Source organism: Paraburkholderia sp. BR14374 (assembly GCF_040948685.1).
GTDB classification, from domain to species: Bacteria; Pseudomonadota; Gammaproteobacteria; order Burkholderiales; family Burkholderiaceae; genus Paraburkholderia; species Paraburkholderia youngii.
Genome location: NZ_JBFPKF010000009.1, coordinates 133,157 through 148,863 on the forward strand (window position 1 = coordinate 133,157; position 15,707 = coordinate 148,863).

Below are 15,707 nucleotides of genomic sequence, written 5' to 3' on the forward strand. Positions count from 1 at the left end.
GGGTCTGCGTTGACAACGATCCTTATCTCCCAGCAGACGATCTCAAGCGGTTTTCAGACGGCGCCATCGGTCAATCAGAAAAGCTGAAGGCAACCATCAGAACTATGAGATTTTCCTGCCATCGGGCATCTGCGATAGTGGTTCTCAACCGTTGTGTTGGATTACCTACCGTACCGCGCGTCGTCGACCAGGGAGAATCTTCGTGCATCGTTTTGTGATCGTGGGAGGAGGGGCGGGTGGCATTGAACTCGCAACGAGGCTAGGCGATCGTTATGGCGGTCGACGAAGAGGCGGGGCGCAACGTGCGTCCGTTACGTTGATCGACCGCAACCCGACGCATATCTGGAAGCCCCTATTGCACGAGGTCGCAGCGGGAAGTCTCGATCCATTCGCACAGGAACTGGCATATGCCGCGCAAGCACAGTGGCACGGCTTCCAGTTCATCCAGGGCGAACTCGTCGGACTGGATCGTGGCTCTAGACACGTCCTGCTTTCGCCACTGCTCGACGACGACGGAACCGAACTGATTCCGCCGCGCCGAATCGAGTACGACTCGTTGATTCTGGCCATCGGTAGTACAACGCACTACTTCGGCGTGCCGGGCGCGGCGGAGAACTCGCTCGCGCTTGACAACGTCGCTCAAGCGGAACGCTTCAGAAAGCGCCTGATTGCAGCTTGCATTCGCGCCGAACAAACACAAAACGCAGGTGAGCGGGATGCTGGCGGAGTGCCTGGCGAACGCGCGCCTCGTGTTCAGGTCGCGATCGTTGGTGGTGGCGCTACGGGCGTGGAATTGTCCGCGGAATTGCGCAATACCGCGAAGGTACTGTCATCGTACGGCTTGCATCGGCTCGACCCCACACACGACGTCGGGATCGTGCTGATTGAAGCAGGGCCGCGGATTCTGCCAGCGTTGAAAGAACGCGTGTCTGCCGCGGCTGCAAGATTGCTGGGCAAACTCAGTGTCAAGTTGATGGTCGACGAGCGGGTCGCGGAGGTCACGCCCGGATTTATCCGCACGAAAAACGGCAAGACGATACGTGCGGATCTCACTGTGTGGGCCGCCGGTATCAAGGCGCCCACGGTGCTTTCAACTCTCGATGGTCTGACAGTCAATCATCTGGGGCAACTCAGTGTGCGTCGCACGCTTCAAACCGAGCTGGACGACCATGTCTTTGCATTCGGCGATTGTGCGGCGTGTCCATGGTTGGGCTTCGAGCGCAATGTGCCACCGCGCGCCCAGGCGGCTCATCAGCAGGCATCGTTTTTAGTCAAGGCACTCGGGCGACGCATCGAGGGACGAAAGCTTCCGGAGTTTGCCTATCGCGATCTCGGCTCGCTAGTGTCGCTCGGGCATGCAAATGCGGTGGGGAGTCTGATGGGAGGCCTTATCGGCGGCAGCATGCTCGTGGACGGACTGCTTGCCCGCTTCATGTACCTGTCGCTGTATCGGATGCACGTTGCAGCGCTGCATGGCTATGCACGCATGATCGTCAATACCCTCGCGCATCGGCTCCGTCGAAGCACGGCGCCGCACGTCAAACTGCACTGAGCAACAGTTCGTTGTAAATGGCCGAAGGGTCTGGCCGTGGCAAATAAATCAACCGATTCCCAACACCAGCAAGCCGGAGAGAGACCATGAACAGCTTCGACCAATCGCCTTTCAGCGTCGACTCGAGCAGTGGCGCCACGCGCGCTCGAAACGGCAAGGATGGCTCTGAAAATCGATCGCGCTCCGTGTACCGATCGTTTCTTGCATCGACGGTATCGACGATCGCCTCGAATGTGCCTGAGAGGCCGGACGTGTCGTCTGCCGCTGTTCTTGGCTACAACTGACACGCTTCGGGTCATCAAACGGCCAACTCACTGATTGAGCCGGAGCTCACGGCTATTCTCGTCAGGAATTGGCCTTATGAAGAATCGGCGCATTATCACTCCCCGATCTTGCAACTACGATCTGGCTTTCACCCATCACCAGACAGAAGATCTCCATGCCTCTCTCTCGCAGGCAAAATCGCCGTCAATAGTCGAGGTCATCGAGATTCGCGGAGTCAGCCTGGTTTGCGGTGGCGTTGAGTCAAGGAGTCGATATGAATCAGCCAACGCTATTCACGCCGATACAAGTCGGCAACCTGAAATTGGCCAACCGGATCGTGATCGCCCCGATGGCCCAGTACTCCGCCGAACACGGCCAGATGAACGATTGGCACCTGATTCACCTCGGCCACCTGGCGCTTTCAGGTGCGGCGGCACTCACGATCGAGGGGACGGCGGTCACCCCCGACGGACGCACCAGCTACGGTGACGTCGGACTCTATTCGGACGAGTGCGAAGCCTCCATGGCACGAGTGCTGGGCGGCATTCGGCGATGGTCTGACACGCCGATTGGAATCCAGCTCAACCATGCTGGCCGAAAGGGGTCTCGACAGAAACTATGGGACGGCGGCGCACAGATTCCCTATGATCACGCGAATGGTTGGCACACCTACGGCCCGTCTCCGGTCGCTTTTGCCGCCGGAGAGATACCACCCACCGCCTTGGACCGCAATGGCCTGGCCGCCATTCGCGACGCGTTCTCGGCCGCAGCGCAGCGCGCCTCCCGGCTCGGGTTGAATTTCATTCAGATTCTTGGCGGGCACGGCTATCTGCTCCATCAATTCCTGTCGCCTCTGTCAAATCACAGGGACGACGAATACGGCGGTTCATTGGAAAACCGGATGCGCTTTCCACTTGAAGTTTTCGAAGCCGTGCGAGAAGCGTTTTCGCATGATCGCCCCGTGACGATGCGGGTATCCGCTACCGACTGGGTGGACGGCGGGTGGTCCGTGCAGGACGCGATCGCTTTTGTCCACGCGCTGGAGGCTAGAGGCTGCGCCGCAATCAATGTCTCAAGTGGCGGTTCGAACCCAGCCGCGCAAATTCCGATCGGGCCTGGCTATCAGGTTCCCTTCGCGCGGGCAGTGAAGCAGGCGACGACGCTCCCTGTCATCGCCGTCGGCATGATCACCGAGTTCGAACAAGCCGAATCCATTCTCAGCACCGGAGACGCCGATCTGATCGCGCTTGCTCGGGCCGTGCTCTTTGACCCTCGCTGGCCCTGGCACGCTGCCGGTCACTTTGGGACTCAAGTCAAGGCGCCGAACCAGTATCTTCGCTCTCAGCCTGGTCGGCTGAGAAAGGTGTTCGTTTGAATCGGCTTCGTCGATAACGGGGCGGCGACCAGGGCGGCGACCAAACTATCCGACGCATCGACGAACGCGGCTTCAGGCTCATCGCCAGGTCGGAATGACGGATGCGGCGAGCAGCACGCCCATCGCGAGATTGAGAAGGCGCCAGTGGCGTGGCGTCCGAAAGAGCCGCGCGAGCAGCACGCCGAGCGCGCACCATAGCGCGAGCGAAGCGCAGGCAGCCACCCCGAACGCTCCTCCGAGCAGCATCGCGAGGCGGTTCGGGTTGTTTGCGAGCAGCGCGAACGACGCCGCCGCGCCGACTGTCATCGCCCACCCTTTCGGATTGAGCCAGAGCAGCAGGAAACCGTTGACGAGCGTAACCGGACGCGCGGGGCCGTTGCCCGCGTTTGGCGGCCCGCTGCGCGCTATGCGCCAGGCGAGCCATAGCAGATAGGCGGAGCCGAGCGCTTTCACCGCCGTTTGCAGCGACGGCAGCGCCAGAAGCAGACCGCCCAGCCCGAGCGCGGCGAGCGCAGCGAGCAACGCAAGGCCCAGAGCGATGCCGAGCATCAGCGGTATCGAGCGTACGAAACCGAAACGTGCGCCCGACGCGGTGGCGAGCGTGGTCGCGCCACCGGGCGTCGCGGTCGCGACGGCGACGAAGAGCAGAAGCGGGAGTATCGAGGTCATCGGTGCAAATTCGAAATCAAGGAATTTGCACTGTACGGATCGTCAAAGCATCGTAAAAGCTAATAATATTGATGCGATACATTACGCGACATAATGCATAGATGAGCCGAAATTTCGACCTCGACCTGATCCGCACCTTCGTTGCCGTCGCCGATAGCGGCAGCATGACGGTCGCTGCGAATTTGCTGCACATGACGCAAGGCGCGGTGAGCCAGCAGATAAAGCGCCTCGAAGATGTGCTGGATTGCCTTCTGTTCGTTCGCAAGACGCGCCGGCTGGAACTGTCGCGCCAAGGCGAGCAGTTTCTCGTGAAGGCGCGCAAGCTGCTTCAGTTGAACGATGAAATCTGGGCCGACATGACCGCGCAGCCGTTGCGCGGCGCCTTGCGTGTGGGCGTGCCTCCCGATCTCGTGACGCGGCTTGCGCCCGCGATGAAGGCATTCGCCGACGCGCATCCGCACGTCGAAATAACCTTGATGTGCGCGGCGTCGCCAGAACTGAGCGAGGCGGTGAATAGCGGTCGCGTGGACGTGTCCTTGGTCGAATATGTCGCGAGCGAAGCCGAAGGTGAAGTGGTCTGCATCGAGCCGTTGGTGTGGGTCAAGGGGCGCGGCAGTGAGGTGTGGCAGAAGCGGCCGTTGCCGCTGTCGATGGTAGACGAGCGTTGTGCTTTCCGTTCGGTGGTGCTCGGTGCGCTCGCGAACGAGGGCATCGCGTGGCGAACGGTGTTCGAGAGCGGAAACATCGAGGCGACCGCCGCAACGGTGCGCGCGGGCCTCGCGGTAACGAGTTGGCTCGCCTCCACGGTGCCGGCCGATCTGGAGACGCTCACGCCTCGCGTAAGCGGCTTGCCTGCACTGCCTCCATTCGCGATATGTCTGCGCTTGCCCGCGACGGTTCAGCCAGCGGCGCAGGAATTCGTGCGCCATGTACGCGAGTCGATGTCGAGCGACGCAAGCACGCGACGCGCGCCGCTAGCGAACATCGCGTGACGTACTGCGTTTGAAGTGCGTTCTGGAGCGTTCCTACAAGCGCTGCGGCAGCGCCGCCGCGAAAAAATCAGTGACCCGGCGCACGCGCGCAGGCACGAAACGCCGCCGCGGCCAGATGATGCTCACATCACGGGCGTCCCGAATGAAATCGTCGAGCACGGTCACGATGTCCGGATGCTTGAGTTCGTCGGCAAGCGAGAGCTTCGCGAAGAGGCCGATTCCCACGCCCCCGAGCACGGCCGATCGGATCGTCTCGACGCTATTCGACGACAGGTTGCCTCGCACCGGCACGCTGAACCGGCCTCGTGGCCCATGAAAAGGCCAGTTCGCCGATTCCAGCAGACCACCGTAGAGCAGGCAATTGTGATTGGCGAGTTCCGCAGGTTCCCTCGGTACTCCGTGTTGCTCGAAATAGCGACGCGATCCGACACAGACCAGCGGCGTGCTGGCGATTCGCTTCACGACAGAATCCGGATCGTTGACGGAGCCCACTCGAATCGCGAGATCGATTCGATCCTCCACCATATCGCGCACGAAATCGGACAACACAAGATCGACCCGAAGACCGGGATGGCGCGACAGCAGCTCGGGAATCAGCGGAAGAACGTGCAGGCGGCCGAATGTAGAAGCGCAGGCGATCCGCACAAGGCCCGAGACGTCCAGCGTGCTGCTGGTCAGTTCGCTGTCGGCCACCTCGATCTCGTCGAGCAACGGCTTGGTCCGCTCGTAGTATTTCTGCCCTTGATCGGTCAAGGTCACGCTGCGTGTGCTGCGGTTGAATAGCAGTACCCCGAGGCGCTTTTCCAGCGCGCCGATCGACTTGCTGATAGAGGACTGTGACTCGCCGGTTCTGCGCGCCGCAGCGGAAAAGCCGCCCGCTTCGACAACGGCGAAGAAGGCGTTCAATTCGTGAAACCGATCCATTGCATTCCTCTCGTGGGACCTATTCTTTTGGTGAATGGATCTTATGATAAATCCGCCGATTATCATTCGTGGGGGCCGCAATTACGATGAGACTTCCATTCAACATCGGACGGAAGTTCCAATGAGCACTCTCGCAGGCAAGATCGCCGTCATTAGCGGCGGAACGACCGGTATCGGCTTCGCGATCGCCCAGCGGTTCGTCGCCGAAGGCGCTCACGTCTTTATCTTCGGCCGTCGGCAAGGCCAGCTCGACGAGGCCGTCAAACTGATCGGACGCAACGTTACCGCGATTCAGGCGGACGCCGCGAATCTCGATGACCTCGATCGTGTTGCTGCGGTTGTCAGGGAAGAAAAGGGTGTCGTCGATATCATCGTGTCGAACGCGGGTTATACCGAGCAGGCTTCGATCGACACCATCACGCCTGAGCATTTCGACAAGGCATTCAACCTGATGGCGCGCGGCCCGGTCTTTCTGGTGCAGAAGCTGCTGCCGATGATGACGGGTGGTGGGTCGATCATTCTGGTTTCGTCGGCCATGCACGTGATGGGCATCCCAGGGCACACCGCCTACGCGGCGACGAAGGCCGCGTTGCGGTCCTATGCCCGCACGTGGGCAGCCGAATTCAAGGATCGCGGCATTCGCGTCAACATGCTGAGCCCTGGTGTCACCGACACCCCGATACTCGATTCCCAGTCGGCGACACGCGAGGATCTGGTGAGCATGTACAAGAGCATGGTTCCGATCGGCCGACTCGCCCGCGCCGAGGAGATGGCCAGCGCGGCGCTCTTTCTCGCCTCGGAACAGAGTTCCTATATGACGGGTGCCGATTTAATGAATGACGGTGGCATCGGCCAGGTGTGACGGTCGAAAAAGCCGCGGCGATGTTTGCCCGGCGTTTGCTATCTGACGCGCGCGTGGTACCACTCGACAGCGTCCTCGCCGGCGGGGATGTTGAACGGGCTCGATGAATCGGTCGCGGCGAGCCAAACCGCTTCGGCGACATCCGATGCATGCGTGACGGCCGTTTCTTTCTCCCACCTTGCGAAAACCTGCTGCGCGAGCGCGTCGTACGGCTCGGGAAATCCGTCTTTCATGCGTGCCCGCGCGTTTTCGCCGAAGCGGGTGGAAGGCGCGCGTCCCGGCAGCACGACACGCACGCGCACATCGAACTGCTCCAGTTCCAGTGCGAGCGATTCGCTGAACGCGTTGACCGCGGCCTTGCTCGCGGTGTAGACCGACAGCAGATGCAGCGGTCTGCACGTGACGGTCGACGTCACATTGACAATCACCCCTTCGCGGCGCTCGCGCAACTGCGGCAACACGGCCTGCGCCATCGCGATGGTGCCGAGCGTATTGGTCTCGAAGATATCGCGCACGGTGTCCATCGGCGTTCCTTCTAGCGCATTCAGAAAGCCGATACCCGCATTGTTGACTAGCACGTCGATCCGTCCGGCCGCATCGATGACCGCGCGAATGCTTTGCGGGTCCTTCACATCGAGGGCGAGAATCGAAAGACGATCGGAGCGCGGCAACACGTCTTCACGTGGCGTGCGCATCGTCGCGATCACGCGCCAGTCGCGATCCAGAAAATAACGCGCGATTTCGAGGCCAAAGCCGGACGAGCAACCGGTAATCAAGACGGTCTTCATGTCGAATCCTGTGGTTGGTGACAGTCCCGACACAATAAGTCCTGACAGCGAGGACTCGCTACAATCGAGCGTCCAGGTTTCATTCGAAATCGTCCGATCATGATCGACCCGCTCGCCGAAATCGTCACACTGCTCAAGCCGACACCCACGTTCTCGAAAGTGCTCAGCGGCGCCGGGCGCTGGCGCGCGAGCCGCACGGAAGTCGGCCAGCCGTTCTACTGCGTGGTGCTCGAAGGGTCGCTGCGTCTATCCGTCAATGGTTGCGAGCCGCTGATTCTTCAGGCCGAAGACTTCGTGCTCGTGCCCGAAGTCTTCAGCTTCACGATGACGAGCAGCGATCCGCCCGACGATGACGGCGTCTCCAATAGCGCGCCCGCGGCGCTGCCCGACGGCAGTTTTCGTTTCGGCGATGCATCGGTCGCGCCAGAAGCCCAATGGCTTGCGGGCCTCTGCGCGTTCGGTTCGCCGGACGCGGCCTTGCTTGTCTCGCTGTTGCCCAAGCTCGTGCACGTGCGCGGTGAACGCAGGCTCGCGACACTCGTCAAGCTCGTGAGGGAAGAGTCGCGCGCGCAGCGGCCCGCGCGCGAGGTCGTGCTGGCGCGACTGCTCGAGGTGCTGTTCATCGAAGCGTTGCGAGCCACGGGAACCGGGGCATCGCCCGGACTCGTCCGCGGCCTCGCCGATCCCCGTCTCGCGCTCGCGATTCGTCAAATGCACGAAAGCCCGCACCAGCCCTGGACGATCGCGCAACTCGCAAAAGCCGCCGCGCTTTCACGGTCCGCTTTCTTCGATCGATTCAGCCGCGCGGTCGGCGTCGCACCGATGGAGTATCTGTTGTCGTGGCGCATGGCTATCGCCAAGAATCTGCTGCGCTCGAACGAAGTCAGCATCGCGGCGGTCGCGGAACGTGTCGGCTACAGCTCGGCAAGCGCATTCAGCGTCGCGTTCACGCGTCATGTCGGACTGCCGCCGACGCAGTATGCTCGAGACGCGGCGAATGTCGTCATCGCTCGATGAAGCTTCGTAGCGCAAGCGCCGTGTCTCGCCTCATGCAACCTGCGCATCGCCATCGTTAGCTGCCTCGCGCTCGAGCAGCGGATAAGCGAGCGCGCAGATGTGCGACTGAATCCGCACGAGATCGCGCAGCACGTCGAGATGCAATGAGCTCGACGCGATGCTGTCGGGCTTGCCCTCGCGCAGGCGGTCGAGATGAGCATCGCGCGCGGCGCGTTCAAGACGCCGCAGCGCCTGTTTGTCCTCGAGCAGTTGCTCGGCGGTCTGCGTTCTTCCCGACACGAGCAGCGCCTGAGCCCGGTGAAAACTGTCGATCACCAACTGGTGCAGCGCGCGCAAGTCCTCGGCGCCTTCCGCGGAAAAGCTCACCTGTGCCTTGATCTTTTTCTGCGCCAGCTCCATCAGATTCTTGTCCACGATATCGCCGATATGTTCGAGGTTGATCACGGAGGTCATGATCGCCGAGGCCCAGCGCCGGTCTTCGTCGTCGAGCGACTCGCGCGTCACCTCGGTCACGTAGCTTTTGATCGCATCGTGCAGCATATCCACCGCATCGTCGCGCGCCGCGATCTCGTGCACCGCGCGCCGGTCGTTTGCGATCAGCACCGGCACGCTCGCGCACAGCATCGCTTCGACGATATCGCCCATCCGGATCAATTCGCGGGTCGCGCATGCGAGCGCCTGCGAGGGCACCCGCAGCGCGGCTTCGTCGAGGTAGCGCGGCGCGTCGCCGTTCTCGGCGGCGCCCGGCGCCGGCAGCAGCCGTTCGAGAAGGCGCGCGACAGGGGCGAGCAGCCCGATGAAGACCACGGCGATCGCCACGTTCACGCCCGTGTGGAAGTCGGCGATTGCACGGGCGGGGCTGCCGTAGACCTGCTGGAGCAACGTTGCGAGCGGCGAGCACGCGGCGAGCATCAGCAGGCACACGCCGCCGCGCAGCACGAGATTGCCACCCGGCAGGCGCCGGCGGCTGCGGTCGGCGCCTTTCGCGGCCTCGAAATACGGGTTGAGCGCGCTGCCGATGTTCGCGCCGAGCACCATCGCGATCGCTGTGTCCATCGGCACGGCATGCAGGTTGGCGAGCGACATCACGAACAGTACGACCGGAATGCTCGAATGCGCGGCCCAAGTGAGCACGCACGCGAGCGCCGCATTCAGCACGGGCTCGCCTGCCAGCGCGCCGAGCACCGTGCGCAGGGCAGGGGCGGTCTCGGCGGGCTGCACGGTCGAGACGAGCAGCGTGAGCGCAAGCAACATCAGGCCGAGCCCGATCGATGCGCGGCCGAGATCACGATTGCGCGAGCCTTTGCCCTTCTCGAAGAGCGTCATGCCAACCAGCAGACACACCGGCGAGATCCAGCTCAGATCGAGCGAGAACGCCTGCACGATCAGCGTCGAGCCGACGTTCGCGCCCAGCATGATCGCGAGCCCGGTAACAGGCCGCATCAAACCGCGTGCCGCGAACGACGACGCGATCATGCCGGTCGCCGTGCTGCTCTGCAGCGCGCCGGTGATCGCGAGCCCGGCGCAGAACGCGTTCAGCCGGTTGCCGAGACTCTTCGCCATGAAGCGCTTGAGCGACGCGCCGAACGCGCGCATCAGGCCGGACTCGACCATATGAAGGCCCCACGTCAGCAGCGCGACGCCACCCGCGAGATGAAGCACGATCATTATCATCCGGCACCTCCCCTTATGTTTTTTGTCGTGCGCATCTTTCAGGCCCGCTCAGCGCCCGCCGCGATTGCCTCCCCGAGAATGCGCGGCGCCTCCGGCATCTGCGCAGCTGTGAAGGTGAGTGTCAGCTCGCGACTCTTTCCCTGAGGGTAAGCGACACCGTCATCCACGCACCATTGCGCGGTTCGAGATGCGCGAGAGCCCCATCAATACCGCGAGCGTGCCGATACCGAGGATCATCGTGAGCGTCGCGGCGTCGAAGATCGCACCACGGTCCGACAGCGCGAAGATGCCCACCGGCAGCGTGACCCAGCCCGGCGGATAGATCATCAGCGTCGCACCGAGCTCGCCCATCGACAGCGCGAAGCTCAGGCTGAACGATGCGAGCAGGTACGGCGCGACGAGCGGCAGCGTCACGCGCGAGAGCTGGTAGAGCGGCCGGGCGCCGAGACTCTGGGCCACCTCGCCGTATTCGGGCGCGACCCGCGCAAGCCCGGCCGCCACGTTGCCGTAGGTGAACGCCGAGATCAGCAGGAAGTGCGCGATGAAGACGATCGTCGCCGTGCCGTTGAGCAGCACCGGCGGCCGGCTGAACGCGACCAGCAACCCGAGCCCGATCGAAACCGACGGCACCGCGCTCGGCACGAAGAAGATCACGTCGAGCACGCGGCGCGGCAGGCCTTTGATGCGGCGCAGCGCGAGCGCGGCCCACGTGCCGCTGACGAGCGCCGCGACGCTTGCAACCACGCCGGTCAGTACGCTCACTCGCAGTTGGCTCGCCGAATCGGTATGCAGCACCCGCGCGTAGTGTTCGAGTGTCAGGTGGCTCGGCAGGATGCCGTTCCACTGTCCGCTGATGCTGGCGAGCGCGATCATCGCGACCGGCAGCCCGTAGACCGCGCAGAACAGCAACGCCGTGCCGCCCCACGTCAGCCATTTACCCCATTTAGCCCAGAGCAGCACGGCGACCTCCGCAAAGTGACACGACGGCCCGGTAGCAGGCATAAAGCCCGAGCGACAGCGCGATATTGACGACGGCGATCACACACGCGGTGGTGTAGTCGAATTCCTGGATCGCTTTGTCGTAGATCAGCAGCGGCAAGGTGATCACGTCTTTCGCGCCGATGAAAAGCACGATGCCGAACTCGTTGACGGTCAACAGCAGACACAGGCTGCCGCCCGCCAGCAGCGCCGGCAACGCGGCGGGCAGGATGATCTGCCGGATGATGCGCAGCGGCCGCGCGCCAAGGCTGCCCGCCATCTCGATCTGCGTACTGTCGATCTGCGAGAAGCACGCGAGCAGCGGACGCATGATGAACGGCGTATAGACCGTGATCTCCGACAGCACGACACCCCATTGCGTGTACAGGAAGTTGAGCGGCGGCAGCGGCAGATGGAACATCTCCATCAGCGACTGGTTCAGCAGTCCGGCCGAACCGTACACGAAGGTGAACGCGAGCGCGACGAGGAAGGTGGGCAGCGCGATGAACGTATCGATGAGCCGGCCCACGAAACGCGCGCCCGGAAATGGCACGAACGCGATTACGAGCGAGAACACGAAGCCGAGCACGAGGCATCCCGCCGAGGCCGATACCGCGATCGCGATCGTGTGATACAGCCCGCTCAGGAACTGGCGTGAGCGCAGCACGTGCTCGAAGTTCGCGAACGACAGCACATGCTGGTCGCCGCCCAACGCCTGCACGACGATCAGCCCGAACGGGTAGAAGAACAGCGCGGCGAGCACCGCGAGCGGCGGCGCGATCCACAGGCGGCCCAGCCCCGCGCCGGGCGCTCGCGCGGGGGCCGGCGGCGCGATGACGATATCAGCCATGACGTTCAGCCTCCGGTACGAGCGTGACATCCGCGGGATCGAAACGTACGCTGAGCGCCGCGCCCGGCTCCGGCGGTTCCGCGAGCGGCGCGCAGGTGAGCCGCAGCAGCTCGCCTTCGACATCGAGCACGATGCTGTGCATTTCGCCGAGCCACTGCACGCTCACGACGATCCCCGTCATCTGGTTCATGCGTTGCCCGTCGGCGCCTGGCGCAATACCGCCCGCAACGAACTGCAGATGATGCGGCCGCACGCACACGAAGCAGGCGGCGCCGGCCGCGAGTCCGTGATGGTTGCAGCCTTCGAGCGGCTGACCATGAAAGCGCACGCGGGCGCGCCCGTCGGCCATCGGTTCGAGCTGCTGCGCCGGCAGCACGTTCGCGCGGCCGAGGAACTCGGCGGCGAAGCGGTTCGGCGGATGACGATAGAGCCCTTGCGCGTCGCCGTAAGCGACCAGGTGGCCGTCGCGCATGATGCCGATGTGGTTCGCGAGTGTCAGCGCTTCGGTCTGGTCGTGCGTCACGTATAGCACCGTGAGCGACGGCAGCGTGCGGTGCAGCTTCGCGAGTTCGTCGAGCATCGAGCGGCGGATCTGCGCGTCGAGCGCCGACAGCGGCTCGTCGAGCAGCAGCACCTGCGGACGGATCGCGAGCGCGCGGGCGATCGCCACGCGCTGCTGCTGCCCGCCCGACAGCTCGCGCGGATAGCGCTTCGCATACTTCGCCATGCCGACGAGGCCGAGGCACTCGGGGACCCGTTCGCGAATCACCTCGGCATCCGCGCCGCGGGCACGCAGCCCGAAGGCGACGTTGTCCTCGACGCGCATATGCGGAAACAGCGCGTAGTTCTGCACCACCATGCCGATGTTGCGTGCGTACGGCGGCAGCCGGGTCACGTCGCGATCGCCGATGGTGATACGCCCGGCGCTCGGCTGAACGAAGCCGGCGACGGCGCGCAATGCGGTCGTCTTGCCGGAGCCGGACGGGCCGATCAGCGCGACGATCTCGCCGGGCTTCACAGTCAGCGTCAGAGACTCCAGAATGGTCTGGCTGCCGTAAGCCACCGACACGCCTTCGAAACCGATACCGCTCGCTCCGTGCGCGATGACGGTCGGCGCAGCGGAGGCGCGCCGCTGCGGCCCCCGTTCCATGGTCATGGTGTTTGCCATTAGTCGCTCGTCGGTAGCTGGGTTAGTCGATGGAAATCGCCTGGTTGTAGGCGGCCACGTCGGGACGCAGCTCCTGGAGCACCTGGTTCCAATCGGGTTGCCAGATGTCGACGCCCTTCAGCAACGTGTTTAACGTCTGGAAGTTGCTGTCCGACGGATGAACATCGGTGCGCACCGGGAAGCCGTACGCGACCTTGCTGACCTCCTGCTGCGCCGGCGCGCTCAACAGGAAATCGATCAGCTTCTTGCCGTTGCCGGCATGCGGCGCGTTCGCCACGAGGCCGACGTAGTAGGGCAACGCAAAGGTCGTGCGGCGGCCGTCGGGACCGGCCGGGAAGAACATCGCGACGTTCGGGTTGTCGTGCATCTGCGCGAGGTTCATCTGCATATCGCCGTTGGCCACGAAGAGCTCGCCTTTGTTGACGAGCGCCGTGAGCTTGCCGGTCGATGCGGAAGGCCCGAGGTTGTTGGTCTGCAGCTTGCGCAAATAATCGAAGCCGGCCGGCTTGCCACCGAACGCGTGGAAGGTCTGCAGCATCAGCGCGGTGCCGTCGCCAGCCTGGCCCGGCGTCGAGTACTGGATCTTCTGCTTGAACTGCGGCGCGAGCAGGTCTGCGTAGGTCTTGGGTGGGCTCTTCAGCACCGCCGAGTTGTAGATGAAGCTCGGATAGTTGCCGACCATCGCGTAGTACAGGCCTTTCGGGTCCTTGTCGCGCGTCTCGATCTTGTCGGCGCCCGCCGGCGAATAGGACTGCAACAGGCCGTCAGCCGCGGCTTTCTGCATGAAGGGCGGCAGCGTCACGAGCACGTCCGCCTGGGTGTTCGACTTCTCCTTGCTCAGCCGGTCCACCACGCCGCTCGAGCCGGCCTCGATGTACTGCACCTTGATGCCGGTCGCCTTCGTGAAGGCTTCGAACTGATTGCCGAACCAGCTCGGCGAACCGTCGTGCAAACCATCCGCGGCATAGATGGTCACGACGTCGGACTGTGCGTAAAGGGGGGGCGTTGCCATGGCGAGCGCGCAGGCGGCGAGAGCCATCAGACGAGTTTTCATATCCATCCTTCCTTGCGTTGAGTTCGGATGAGGTCAGCATTTCACTTGGTCGCGCGGCCGGTCACTCCCAGGGCATCGACCAGGTCCGCACATTCGAGTAGCTCTTCATTGCCTCGACCATGCCCTCCTTGTAACCATTGCCTGAATCCTTGATGCCGCCGAACGGGGACATCTCCGTGCGATAGCCGGGCACCTCCCAGACGTTCACGGTGCCGACTTCCAGCTCCCTGACGAAGCGCGTGATGTAGTCGAGCCGGTTCGTGCAGACACCCGACGAAAGGCCATATGCGGTCGAGTTCGAAACCCGGATCACTTCCTCGATCGCGTCGGGCACGCGGATGATCGGAATCACCGGGCCGAAGGTCTCTTCGCGCACGAGCTCACAGTCGTACGGCACGTGATCGACGACGGTCGGATGGAACAGCGCGCCCTCGCGCGGCGCGCCGTAAAGCACCCGGGCACCGTGGGCCTGCGCGTCTGCCACGCGTCGCTCGAACAGTTGCGCGGAGGCCTCGTTGATGACGGTGCCCAAGTCGACGGAAGGGTCCATCGGATCGCCGCACTTGAGCTTTTTCGCATGCACGAGCACGCGCTCGACGAACGCGTCGGCCACGCTTTGCACCACGAGAATCCGCTTGACCGCCGTGCAGCGCTGCCCCGAATTTTTCGTCGCACCGGTTACCGCGAGCTGCGCAGCCTTGTCGAGATCGGCGTCCTCCATCACGATCAGTGGATCGTTGCCGCCGAGTTCCAGCACCGTGCGGCGATAGCCGGCGTGCTGCGCGATATATTTGCCGACCCGCACGGAGCCTGTGAACGTGACGAGATCACAGTGCGGATCGGTGATCATCGCATCGCCCATCGTGCGCGGATTGCCGGTGACGACACTCAGCATCTCGGGCGGCAGGCCCGCTTCATAGAGCACGTCGGCAAGCGCGAGCGCGGTGAGCGGCGTGAGCTCGGTGGGCTTGAGCACCACGCGGTTGTTGGTCGCGATCGCGGGCGCCAGCTTGTGGCTCACCATGTTCAGCGGATGATTGAACGGCGTGATCGCCGAAATCACGCCGAGCAGCGGCAGGCGCGTGGTGAAAATCTTGCGGTTCTTGCCGTTCGGGCTGATATCGCAGGAATAGACCTCGCCGTCGTCCTTGATCGTGAGCTGCGCCGCGAACGACCACACGTCGTAGGCGCGGCTCGCCTCGTAAAGCCCATCCTTCCAGCACAGCCCCGACTCCGCGGTGATCAGGCGCGCGAAGTCTTCCTTGCGCTCGCTCAGGATCTCGGCCGTGCGCTGCAGGATGCGCTGACGCTCGAAGCGCGTGAGCCGCGGCTTGAATGCGTGCGCTTTTGCGAACGCCTGTTGCACGTGTTCGGGACGACCCGCGGGCACGGTGCCGACGACCTCGTTCGTGTACGGGTTGAAGACTTCGATCAGCTCGTCGGTGCTCGTGTGTTGGCCGGCGATGCGCATCGATTCCTGCCTGAAGGCGGGTTTGGTCATGACGTTCATCGAATACCTCGTTCAATGATCGGGTGGAGC

15 protein-coding genes are annotated in these 15,707 nt (G+C 63.3%); 6 read left to right on the forward strand and 9 right to left on the reverse strand.

Annotation, left to right across the window (positions count from 1 at the left end; genetic code table 11):
• Window positions 1–202: 202 nt before the first annotated feature.
• The 3 genes from AB3X86_RS22005 (at window position 203) to AB3X86_RS22015 (ending at window position 3,191) form a co-directional block, all read left to right on the forward strand.
• Window positions 203–1,552 carry an NAD(P)/FAD-dependent oxidoreductase gene (locus AB3X86_RS22005; protein ID WP_368597624.1) on the forward strand — a complete coding sequence of 450 codons (1,350 nt, stop codon included), beginning with the start codon at window positions 203–205 and terminating at the stop codon, window positions 1,550–1,552.
• An 86-nt stretch (window positions 1,553–1,638) separates the two neighbouring features.
• Window positions 1,639–1,836: a hypothetical protein gene (locus AB3X86_RS22010; protein ID WP_176111829.1), complete on the forward strand. Its 198-nt coding sequence runs from the start codon at window positions 1,639–1,641 to the stop codon at window positions 1,834–1,836.
• Between the two features lie 254 nt (window positions 1,837–2,090).
• Window positions 2,091–3,191: an NADH:flavin oxidoreductase/NADH oxidase gene (locus AB3X86_RS22015; protein WP_368597625.1), complete on the forward strand. Its 1,101-nt coding sequence runs from the start codon at window positions 2,091–2,093 to the stop codon at window positions 3,189–3,191.
• A 78-nt stretch (window positions 3,192–3,269) separates the two neighbouring features.
• Here AB3X86_RS22015 and AB3X86_RS22020 read toward each other — a convergent pair whose 3' ends face one another.
• Window positions 3,270–3,860: a LysE family translocator gene (locus AB3X86_RS22020; protein ID WP_176111831.1), complete on the reverse strand. Its 591-nt coding sequence runs from the start codon at window positions 3,858–3,860 to the stop codon at window positions 3,270–3,272.
• 101 nt (window positions 3,861–3,961) lie between these two features.
• Here AB3X86_RS22020 and AB3X86_RS22025 point away from each other — a divergent pair, with 101 nt between their 5' ends.
• Complete coding sequence (locus AB3X86_RS22025) at window positions 3,962–4,852, forward strand: LysR substrate-binding domain-containing protein (RefSeq protein WP_368597626.1); 891 nt, start codon at window positions 3,962–3,964, stop codon at window positions 4,850–4,852.
• A gap of 33 nt (window positions 4,853–4,885) precedes the next feature.
• Here AB3X86_RS22025 and AB3X86_RS22030 read toward each other — a convergent pair whose 3' ends face one another.
• Window positions 4,886–5,776 carry a LysR family transcriptional regulator gene (locus AB3X86_RS22030; RefSeq protein ID WP_176123553.1) on the reverse strand — a complete coding sequence of 297 codons (891 nt, stop codon included), beginning with the start codon at window positions 5,774–5,776 and terminating at the stop codon, window positions 4,886–4,888.
• 121 nt (window positions 5,777–5,897) lie between these two features.
• Here AB3X86_RS22030 and AB3X86_RS22035 point away from each other — a divergent pair, with 121 nt between their 5' ends.
• Window positions 5,898–6,638, forward strand: coding sequence for an SDR family NAD(P)-dependent oxidoreductase (locus tag AB3X86_RS22035; RefSeq protein WP_368597713.1), 741 nt, complete (start codon window positions 5,898–5,900; stop codon window positions 6,636–6,638).
• A 38-nt stretch (window positions 6,639–6,676) separates the two neighbouring features.
• On the opposite strand, the gene AB3X86_RS22040 is transcribed toward AB3X86_RS22035, so the two are convergent.
• The gene (locus tag AB3X86_RS22040; protein WP_368597627.1) at window positions 6,677–7,426 is read right to left on the reverse strand and encodes an SDR family oxidoreductase; all 750 of its coding nucleotides are present in this window, start codon (window positions 7,424–7,426) and stop codon (window positions 6,677–6,679) included.
• A gap of 99 nt (window positions 7,427–7,525) precedes the next feature.
• On the opposite strand from AB3X86_RS22040, the gene AB3X86_RS22045 reads away from it, so the two are divergent.
• Window positions 7,526–8,443: an AraC family transcriptional regulator gene (locus AB3X86_RS22045; RefSeq protein WP_368597628.1), complete on the forward strand. Its 918-nt coding sequence runs from the start codon at window positions 7,526–7,528 to the stop codon at window positions 8,441–8,443.
• 30 nt (window positions 8,444–8,473) lie between these two features.
• Here AB3X86_RS22045 and AB3X86_RS22050 read toward each other — a convergent pair whose 3' ends face one another.
• The 6 genes from AB3X86_RS22050 to phnY all read right to left on the reverse strand — a co-directional run bounded on the left by AB3X86_RS22050 (window position 8,474) and on the right by phnY (window position 15,677).
• Window positions 8,474–10,111 (reverse strand): Na/Pi cotransporter family protein, encoded by a 1,638-nt coding sequence (locus AB3X86_RS22050; RefSeq protein ID WP_368597629.1) that lies wholly within the window; start codon window positions 10,109–10,111, stop codon window positions 8,474–8,476.
• 165 nt (window positions 10,112–10,276) lie between these two features.
• The gene (locus AB3X86_RS22055; RefSeq protein WP_176123549.1) at window positions 10,277–11,077 is read right to left on the reverse strand and encodes an ABC transporter permease subunit; all 801 of its coding nucleotides are present in this window, start codon (window positions 11,075–11,077) and stop codon (window positions 10,277–10,279) included.
• A complete protein-coding gene (locus AB3X86_RS22060; RefSeq protein WP_368597630.1) occupies window positions 11,061–11,945 on the reverse strand; it encodes a 2-aminoethylphosphonate ABC transporter permease subunit in 885 nt (294 codons plus the stop codon). The genes AB3X86_RS22055 and AB3X86_RS22060 overlap by 17 nt, the downstream gene beginning before the upstream one ends.
• Window positions 11,938–13,113: an ABC transporter ATP-binding protein gene (locus AB3X86_RS22065; protein WP_368597631.1), complete on the reverse strand. Its 1,176-nt coding sequence runs from the start codon at window positions 13,111–13,113 to the stop codon at window positions 11,938–11,940. Before AB3X86_RS22065 ends, AB3X86_RS22060 begins: the two co-directional genes overlap by 8 nt.
• Before the next feature lie 22 nt (window positions 13,114–13,135).
• Window positions 13,136–14,167 (reverse strand): 2-aminoethylphosphonate ABC transporter substrate-binding protein, encoded by a 1,032-nt coding sequence (locus tag AB3X86_RS22070; RefSeq protein WP_176383923.1) that lies wholly within the window; start codon window positions 14,165–14,167, stop codon window positions 13,136–13,138.
• 61 nt (window positions 14,168–14,228) lie between these two features.
• The gene (gene phnY / locus AB3X86_RS22075) at window positions 14,229–15,677 is read right to left on the reverse strand and encodes a phosphonoacetaldehyde dehydrogenase (protein WP_368597632.1); all 1,449 of its coding nucleotides are present in this window, start codon (window positions 15,675–15,677) and stop codon (window positions 14,229–14,231) included.
• Between the last annotated feature and the right edge of the window lie 30 nt (window positions 15,678–15,707).

What these genes read in the sequence shown, in the direction of transcription:
- AB3X86_RS22040 (WP_368597627.1), bottom strand. Translation starts at nt 7,426, where the DNA reads ATGAAGACCGTCTTGATTACCGGTTGCTCGTCCGGCTTTGGCCTCGAA.
- AB3X86_RS22070 (WP_176383923.1), bottom strand. Translation starts at nt 14,167, where the DNA reads ATGAAAACTCGTCTGATGGCTCTCGCCGCCTGCGCGCTCGCCATGGCA.
- AB3X86_RS22065 (WP_368597631.1), bottom strand. Translation starts at nt 13,113, where the DNA reads ATGGCAAACACCATGACCATGGAACGGGGGCCGCAGCGGCGCGCCTCC.
- AB3X86_RS22045 (WP_368597628.1), top strand. Translation starts at nt 7,526, where the DNA reads ATGATCGACCCGCTCGCCGAAATCGTCACACTGCTCAAGCCGACACCC.
- AB3X86_RS22015 (WP_368597625.1), top strand. Translation starts at nt 2,091, where the DNA reads ATGAATCAGCCAACGCTATTCACGCCGATACAAGTCGGCAACCTGAAA.
- AB3X86_RS22060 (WP_368597630.1), bottom strand. Translation starts at nt 11,945, where the DNA reads ATGGCTGATATCGTCATCGCGCCGCCGGCCCCCGCGCGAGCGCCCGGC.
- phnY (WP_368597632.1), bottom strand. Translation starts at nt 15,677, where the DNA reads ATGAACGTCATGACCAAACCCGCCTTCAGGCAGGAATCGATGCGCATC.
- AB3X86_RS22050 (WP_368597629.1), bottom strand. Translation starts at nt 10,111, where the DNA reads ATGATCGTGCTTCATCTCGCGGGTGGCGTCGCGCTGCTGACGTGGGGC.
- AB3X86_RS22020 (WP_176111831.1), bottom strand. Translation starts at nt 3,860, where the DNA reads ATGACCTCGATACTCCCGCTTCTGCTCTTCGTCGCCGTCGCGACCGCG.
- AB3X86_RS22035 (WP_368597713.1), top strand. Translation starts at nt 5,898, where the DNA reads ATGAGCACTCTCGCAGGCAAGATCGCCGTCATTAGCGGCGGAACGACC.
- AB3X86_RS22025 (WP_368597626.1), top strand. Translation starts at nt 3,962, where the DNA reads ATGAGCCGAAATTTCGACCTCGACCTGATCCGCACCTTCGTTGCCGTC.
- AB3X86_RS22030 (WP_176123553.1), bottom strand. Translation starts at nt 5,776, where the DNA reads ATGGATCGGTTTCACGAATTGAACGCCTTCTTCGCCGTTGTCGAAGCG.
- AB3X86_RS22010 (WP_176111829.1), top strand. Translation starts at nt 1,639, where the DNA reads ATGAACAGCTTCGACCAATCGCCTTTCAGCGTCGACTCGAGCAGTGGC.